General features: G+C 75.9%; 8 protein-coding genes. 2 read left to right on the forward strand and 6 right to left on the reverse strand.

Features of this window, described 5'->3' with window-relative positions; translation table 11 throughout:
• Positions 1-5: 5 nt before the first annotated feature.
• The 3 genes from rpsI to truA form a co-directional block, all read right to left on the reverse strand.
• The gene (gene rpsI, locus VEW93_06185) at positions 6-398 is read right to left on the reverse strand and encodes a 30S ribosomal protein S9 (GenBank protein HYI61377.1); all 393 of its coding nucleotides are present in this window, start codon (positions 396-398) and stop codon (positions 6-8) included.
• Between the two features lie 11 nt (positions 399-409).
• Positions 410-859: a 50S ribosomal protein L13 gene (gene rplM, locus VEW93_06190; GenBank protein ID HYI61378.1), complete on the reverse strand. Its 450-nt coding sequence runs from the start codon at positions 857-859 to the stop codon at positions 410-412.
• A 152-nt stretch (positions 860-1,011) separates the two neighbouring features.
• Entirely contained in the window at positions 1,012-1,851 is an 840-nt protein-coding gene (truA, locus tag VEW93_06195) for a tRNA pseudouridine(38-40) synthase TruA (protein ID HYI61379.1), read from the reverse strand.
• A 208-nt stretch (positions 1,852-2,059) separates the two neighbouring features.
• Between truA and VEW93_06200 the strand changes: the two genes are divergently transcribed.
• A complete protein-coding gene (locus VEW93_06200; GenBank protein HYI61380.1) occupies positions 2,060-3,370 on the forward strand; it encodes an FAD-dependent oxidoreductase in 1,311 nt (436 codons plus the stop codon).
• The gene (gene sigJ / locus VEW93_06205) at positions 3,367-4,272 is read left to right on the forward strand and encodes an RNA polymerase sigma factor SigJ (GenBank protein HYI61381.1); all 906 of its coding nucleotides are present in this window, start codon (positions 3,367-3,369) and stop codon (positions 4,270-4,272) included. Before VEW93_06200 ends, sigJ begins: the two co-directional genes overlap by 4 nt.
• 108 nt (positions 4,273-4,380) lie before the next feature.
• Here the strand turns inward: sigJ and VEW93_06210 are convergent, their stop codons facing one another.
• The 3 genes from VEW93_06210 to VEW93_06220 form a co-directional block, all read right to left on the reverse strand.
• Complete coding sequence (locus tag VEW93_06210; GenBank protein HYI61382.1) at positions 4,381-5,241, reverse strand: SDR family oxidoreductase; 861 nt, start codon at positions 5,239-5,241, stop codon at positions 4,381-4,383.
• A gap of 12 nt (positions 5,242-5,253) precedes the next feature.
• On the reverse strand, positions 5,254-5,610 hold the full coding sequence (gene rplQ, locus VEW93_06215) for a 50S ribosomal protein L17 (protein ID HYI61383.1): 357 nt from the start codon (positions 5,608-5,610) through the stop codon (positions 5,254-5,256).
• 1 nt (position 5,611) lies between these two features.
• Positions 5,612-6,047: DNA-directed RNA polymerase subunit alpha C-terminal domain-containing protein (locus tag VEW93_06220; protein HYI61384.1), on the reverse strand; the 436-nt coding region annotated here is incomplete at its 5' end.

Below are 6,047 nucleotides of genomic sequence, written 5' to 3' on the forward strand. Positions count from 1 at the left end.
AGCGGCTAGCGCTTGCTGTACTGCGGAGCCTTGCGGGCCTTCTTGAGGCCGTACTTCTTGGACTCCTTCTCGCGGGCGTCGCGGGACAGGAAGCCCAGCTTCTTCAGCACCGGGCGGGTCTCCTCGTCCAGCGCCACCAGGGCCCGGGCGATGCCCAGGCGCATGGCCCCGGCCTGGCCGGAGGGGCCGCCGCCACCCATGGTGGCGTCGATGTCGTAGCGCTCGGTGGCCTCGACCGCCTTGAGCGGCTCGGACAGGATCATCCGGTGGGTGTCGTTGGGGAAGTAGTCCTCGACGGTGCGCCCGTTGACCGTGATCTTGCCCTCGCCCTCGCGCAGGCGGACGCGGGCGATGGCGCTCTTGCGGCGACCGGTGGTCTGGATGAGGGGCTTGGGCACGACAGGTTCTCCTACGCGGACCGGCGGGCGCCGGCGATCTCGAGCGGCTCGGGCTGCTGGGCCGCGTGGGGGTGGGTGGGGCCGGCGTACACCTTCAGCTTGGTGAGCTGCTGGGCGCCGAGGCGGTTCTTGGGGAGCATGCCCCGGATGGTGCGGCGCACGGCGTCGGCCGGCTTGCGGGCCAGGGCCTGGGCGTAGGTGAGCTCGGTGAGCCCGCCCGGGTAGCCGGAGTGGTTGTAGACCTTCTTCTTCTCGGCCTTGCCGGCGGTGAGGACCACCTTCTCGGCGTTGATGATGATCACGTGGTCACCGGTGTCCATGTGGGGCGTGAACATCGGCTTGTGCTTGCCCCGCAGGATGCGAGCGACCTCGGTGGCCAGGCGGCCGAGGACCAGGCCGTCGGCGTCGACGACGTACCAGCGGCGCTGGATCTCACTGGCTTTCGGCGAGTAGGTGGGCACAGCTGTCCTCTCGGTCCCGGCCGAACCGGGGTCTCTCGTCCACGCGACCGGGGCGGCGACCGGCGACGACGCGCCGAGCCGGCCCAGGGCCGAAGGGAAACCCTACGACCTGGGCCCGCGCCGCATCAACCTCGGCGGCCGACCGGGCCGGGTCATGCCCCGTCGGGCACCGAGGACCAGCCGTCGTAGCGGACGGTCCACAGGGTGAGGCCGTGCGGGGGGGCCAGGTCGCCGGCCCGGGACCGGTCCCGGGCCCGCAGGGCGGACCGGACCTCCCCGGCCGACATCCGGCCCAGGCCCACGGCCACCAGGGTGCCGACGATGCTGCGCACCATCTGGTGGCAGAAGGCCGAGGCCTCGATCTCGAAACGGAGGTGGCCCCCGCCGTCGTCGTGCCAGGCCGCCTCGGTGACCCGGCGCACCAGGCTCACCTCGGCGCCGTCGCGGGCCTTGGGCCGGCGGCAGAACGACGAGAAGTCGTGCTCGCCGATGAGCGGGTCGCACCCCAGGCGCAGGGCGGGCAGGGAGAGGGGTCGGTCGACGTGCCAGGCCAGGCGGGCGGTGAAGGGGTCCGGCTCGGGGTGGTTCCAGACCCGGTACCGGTAGCGGCGGGCCCGGGCCGAGAACCGGGCGTCGACATCCCCCTCGACCACCGTGGGGTCGCGCACCGCCACCTCCGGCCCGCACATGCGGTTGACGGCCCGGGCCAGGGCGGCCAGGTCCGCCGGCTCGGCCACCCGATCGGCCGGCGCGTCGAAGGTGACCACCTGGCCCAGGGCGTGCACGCCCCGGTCGGTGCGCCCGGCGCAGGTCAGCTCGACGGGGCGACCGAGCTGGCGGCCCAGCGCCTCGGCCAACGTCCCGCCCACGGTGGGCACCCCGGCGTTGGGGGCGAAGCCGTGGAAGGCGGAGCCGTCGTAGGCCACGATGAGCCGCACCCGCCGGGTCGGGCCCGGTGGGACCTCGGCCTCGGGCGGGTCGAACAGGGTCACGCCGCCGACGCTACCGAGCGCCCCGGCCCCACACCCTCCCCGACCGCCCTACCCCGCCGCCCTCCCCGGCGCCTCCCGCCGGGCCTGTCACACCGGGGCCGCCCGCCTCGTCAGCCCGGTGACCGCCCCTCCCCGTCGGTGCGCCCGGCCTCGCCGGACCACGGGCGGCGCGCCCCGTCCGGCGCCGGGGCCGCCCGAGGAGGAACCGATGACCGACACCGCCCGCTCCCAGGCCTCCGGGCCCGCGCCCGACGTGATCGTGGTGGGCGGCGGCCTGGCCGGCCTGGCCGCGGCGACCACCGCGGCCCGGGCCGGGGCCCGCACCACCCTGCTCGACGCCCACCCCCTGGGCGGCCGGGCCCGGGTCGACCGGGTGGGTGGCTACCTGTTCAACCGCGGGCCCCGGGCCGTCTACGTCGGGGGCCGGACCGAGCAGGTGCTCCAGGATCTGGGGGTCGACCCCCGGCGCGGCGCTCCCCCACGGCTGCGGGGTGGGGCCGCCCTGCGGGACGGCCGCCTCCACCTCCTGCCCCGGGGCCCCGGCACGTTGCTGCGCACCACGCTGCTGGGCCCGGGCGAGAAGGCGCGCTTCGCCCGGCGGCTGGCGACGGTCGGCCGCCTGGACCCGGCGGCCTTCGCCGGCACCTCGACCGACGATGCGCTGGCCGGCCTGGGCCTGGGCCCGGTGGGCCGCCAGGTGGTGACCGGCCTGGTGCGGGTGGCCACCTACACCGCCGCCACCGATGTGCTCGACGGGGCGGCGGCCGTGGCCCAGCTCCAGGCCGCGGCCACCACCGGCGTCCGCTACCTGGACGGCGGCTGGCAGCCGCTGGTGGACGGGCTGGCCGCCGCGGCCCGGGCCGCCGGGGTCGACGTCCGTCCCGGGGTGCCGGCCCGGGCGGTGGAGCCCGACGGGGACGGCGCCGTGGTGGTGACCGGCGACGGGACCCGCCTGGGGGCCGGCTCGGTGGTGGTGGCCGCCGGCGGGCCCGAGGCGGCGGCCGCCCTGCTCCGGCGGCGGCCCGACGGCTGGTCCACCCTGGGTCCGCCGGTGGCTGCGGCCTGCCTGGAGCTGGGGCTGCGGCGACCGCCGGCCACCCCGTTCGTGATGGGCGTGGACGAGCCCCTGTACCTCTCGACCCACGCCCCGCCCGCCGACCTGGCCCCCGAGGGTGGGGCGGTGGTGCACGTGATGCGGTACCTGCACCACGACGAGGAACCGGCTCCCGAGGCCACCCGGGCCCGGCTCCGGGCCCTGGCCACCCTGGCCGGGGTGGCCGATGCCGACGTGGTCGAGGAGCGGTTCCTGGCTCGCATGCTGGTGTCCGGGGGCCTGCCCGCGGCGACCGGCGGGGGCCTGGCCGGACGGCCGGCGGTGGACGGGGCCGGGCCCCCCGGGGTGCTGCTGGCCGGTGACTGGGTGGGCCCCGAGGGCCTCCTGGCCGACGCCGCCCTGGCCAGCGCGGTCGAGGCCGGGAGGCGGGCCGCGGCCCGGTCCGGCACACTGGCCCCCGCATGAGCGCCCCCACCTCCGCGCCCGGGCCCGGCGACGACCACGGGGTCTTCGAGGCCCACCGGGCCCGGCTGGTCGGCCTGGCCTACCGGATCACCGGGAGCCGGGCCGAGGCCGACGACGTGGTGCAGGACGCCTGGCTCCGCTGGCAGGGCACCGACCGGTCCCGGGTCGAGAACCCGCCGGCCTGGCTGACCACGGTGACCAGCCGCCTGGCCCTCGACCACCTGCGCTCGGCCCGGGTCCGGCGCGAGGCCTACGTGGGGCCGTGGCTGCCCGAGGCCGCCACCGCCGAGCCGGGGCCGGACGAGCGGGCCGAGGTGGCCGAGTCGGTCACCGTGGGCTTCCTGGCCGTGCTGGAGCGCCTGGGCCCGGTGGAGCGGGTGGTGTTCCTGCTGGCCGACGTGTTCGGGGTGCCGTTCGACGAGATCTCCACCGTGGTCGACCGCTCCCCCGAGGCCTGCCGCCAGGTGGCCTCCCGGGCCCGGCGCCGGGTGCGGGAGGGACGGCCCCGCTATGCCCCCACCGATGCCGAGGCCTGGCGGGTGACCGAGGCCTTCCTGGGCGCCGCGGCCGAGGGCGACATGGCGCGGTTGGTGGCGCTGCTGGCCCCCGACGCGGTGCTGACCAGCGACGGCGGGCCCCACCACCGCGCCGCCCGGCTGCCGGTGGAGGGGGCCGAGCGGGTGGCCCGCTTCGTCCTGAACATCACCCAGCGCATCGTGGGGCCGGACGTGGGTGTGGAGGTCCGGGCCATCAACGGCCAGCCGGGGGTGGTGGTCCGGGCGCCCGACGGCACCGTGCTCAGCACCCTGGCCGTCTCGGTGGTCGACGGCCGGGTCGACCGGGTGTGGGCCCTGGTCAACCCGGACAAGACTGCGTCCCTGGCCGCCCCGCCCATCCGCTGACCCCAGCCCCGGCCCCGGAGCGTTCTCGACACCTTTTCGCACCCCTGCGGTACGGAAGGGTGCCCGGTTGCGGGAGTGCCGGTGGCGAGAAGGGGGCGGGCGGGGGCCTTACCGGCGCGGGGCGCCGGCGGCCGACCGGCCCGTGAACTCGTCCATGGTGTGGTTGACGCCCAGGAGGCCGGCGGCGCCGTCGAAGGCCCGCACCGGCAGGGCCCGCAACAGCGGGAGGGCGCCCACGATGGGCGGCAGGTGGAGGCGGGCCTTGCCCTTCTCCACCGCGTCCCAGGTCTTCTGGACCACGTGGTCGGGCTGGAGGATGGGCAGCAGGGCCGAGAAGCGGGTCTTGACGCCGGTGAACATGCCGGTGTCGATGTAGTAGGGGCAGACGACGGTGGTGGCCACCTTGCTGCCCTGGGAGGCCAGCTCGGCCCGGAGCGACTCGTCGAAGCCCACGGCGGCCCACTTGCTGGCCGAGTAGTCGGTGAGCTTGGCCACGCCGATGAGGCCGGAGGCCGAGGCGATGGTGACCACCCGCCCCCGGTCCCGCTCGACCATGCCCGGCAGGAAGGCCTGGGTGACCCAGAAGAGGGCCAGGGCGTTGACCTCGAAGGTGCGTCGCACGTCGGCCTCGGTCAGCTCCACCAGGGGCTTCCCGCTGACCACCCCGGCGTTGTTGACCAGCACGTCGATCGGCCCGACCCGCTCGCCGGCCTCGGCCGCGGCGGCCCGCACCGCCACCCGGTCGGTGACGTCGACGACCTGGCCGGAGGTCGCCCTGGCCGGGCCGGTGCGCACGGCGTCGACCGAGGCCACGGCCGTGTCGAGGGCCTCGGTGTCGCGGTCCCAGAGGACCACGGTGGCTCCCCGGCGGGCCGCCTCCCGGGCCAGGCCCAGTCCGATGCCGGAGGCGGCGCCGGTGATGGCCACGGTGGCGCCGTGCAGGGCGGTGCCCCGCGGGCGCTCAGCCACGGTGGGGCCCGGTCAGACCAGCTCGATGCGGGCCATGGGGGCGTTGTCGCCCTGGCGGGGCCCGATCTTCAGGATCCGGGTGTAGCCACCGTTGCGCTCCGCGTAGCGAGGACCGATGTCCTCGAACAGCTTGGCCGCCGCCTCCTTGTCACCGGCCAGGGCCGAGACGACCTGGCGGTGGTTGTGGAGGCCGCCCTTGCGGGCCTTGGTGATGAGCTTCTCGGCGATGGGGCGCACCGCCTTGGCCTTGGCCTCGGTGGTGGTGATGGCCTCGGCCGCCACCAGGGAGGCGACGAGGTTGGCCATCATGGCCTTCTGGTGCGAGGCGCTGCCGCCGAAGCGGCGTCCCCTCTTGGGCGTGGCGGGCACGTCAGTCCCTTCCTCGGAGTGAGAGGCCGCGCTCGTCCAGCTTCACCAGGACCTCGTCCAGGGACTTCTGGCCGAAGTTGGTGATGGCGAGCAGGTCGTCCTCGGTCTTCTGGAGCAGCTCCCCGATGCTGTTGACCTGGGCCCGCTTGAGGCAGTTGCGGGGCCGCTCGGACAGTTCGAGGTCTTCGATGGGGAGCTCGAGGTCGGGCGACCCGGCACTGGCGGTGGCGACATCGCCGAGCTCGAGCCCCTGGGGCTCGTCGCTCATGTCGGCGACCAGGGCGACCAGCGAGCGGAGGGTGTCGCCGGCCGAGGCCAGTGCCTCCTGCGGGGTGATCGAACCGTCGGTCTCGATGTCGAGGATCAGCCGGTCGAAGTCGGTCGACTGCTCGACGCGGGTGGGCTCGATCTCGAAGGTCGAACGCCGTACCGGCGAG

The organism is Acidimicrobiales bacterium, from assembly GCA_035630295.1.
Lineage (GTDB): Bacteria > Actinomycetota > Acidimicrobiia > Acidimicrobiales > Iamiaceae > Iamia.

Bases quoted from the DNA above. Each gene is read 5' to 3' on its own strand.
- VEW93_06200 (HYI61380.1), top strand. From the start codon at position 2,060: ATGACCGACACCGCCCGCTCCCAGGCCTCCGGGCCCGCGCCCGACGTG.
- sigJ (HYI61381.1), top strand. From the start codon at position 3,367: ATGAGCGCCCCCACCTCCGCGCCCGGGCCCGGCGACGACCACGGGGTC.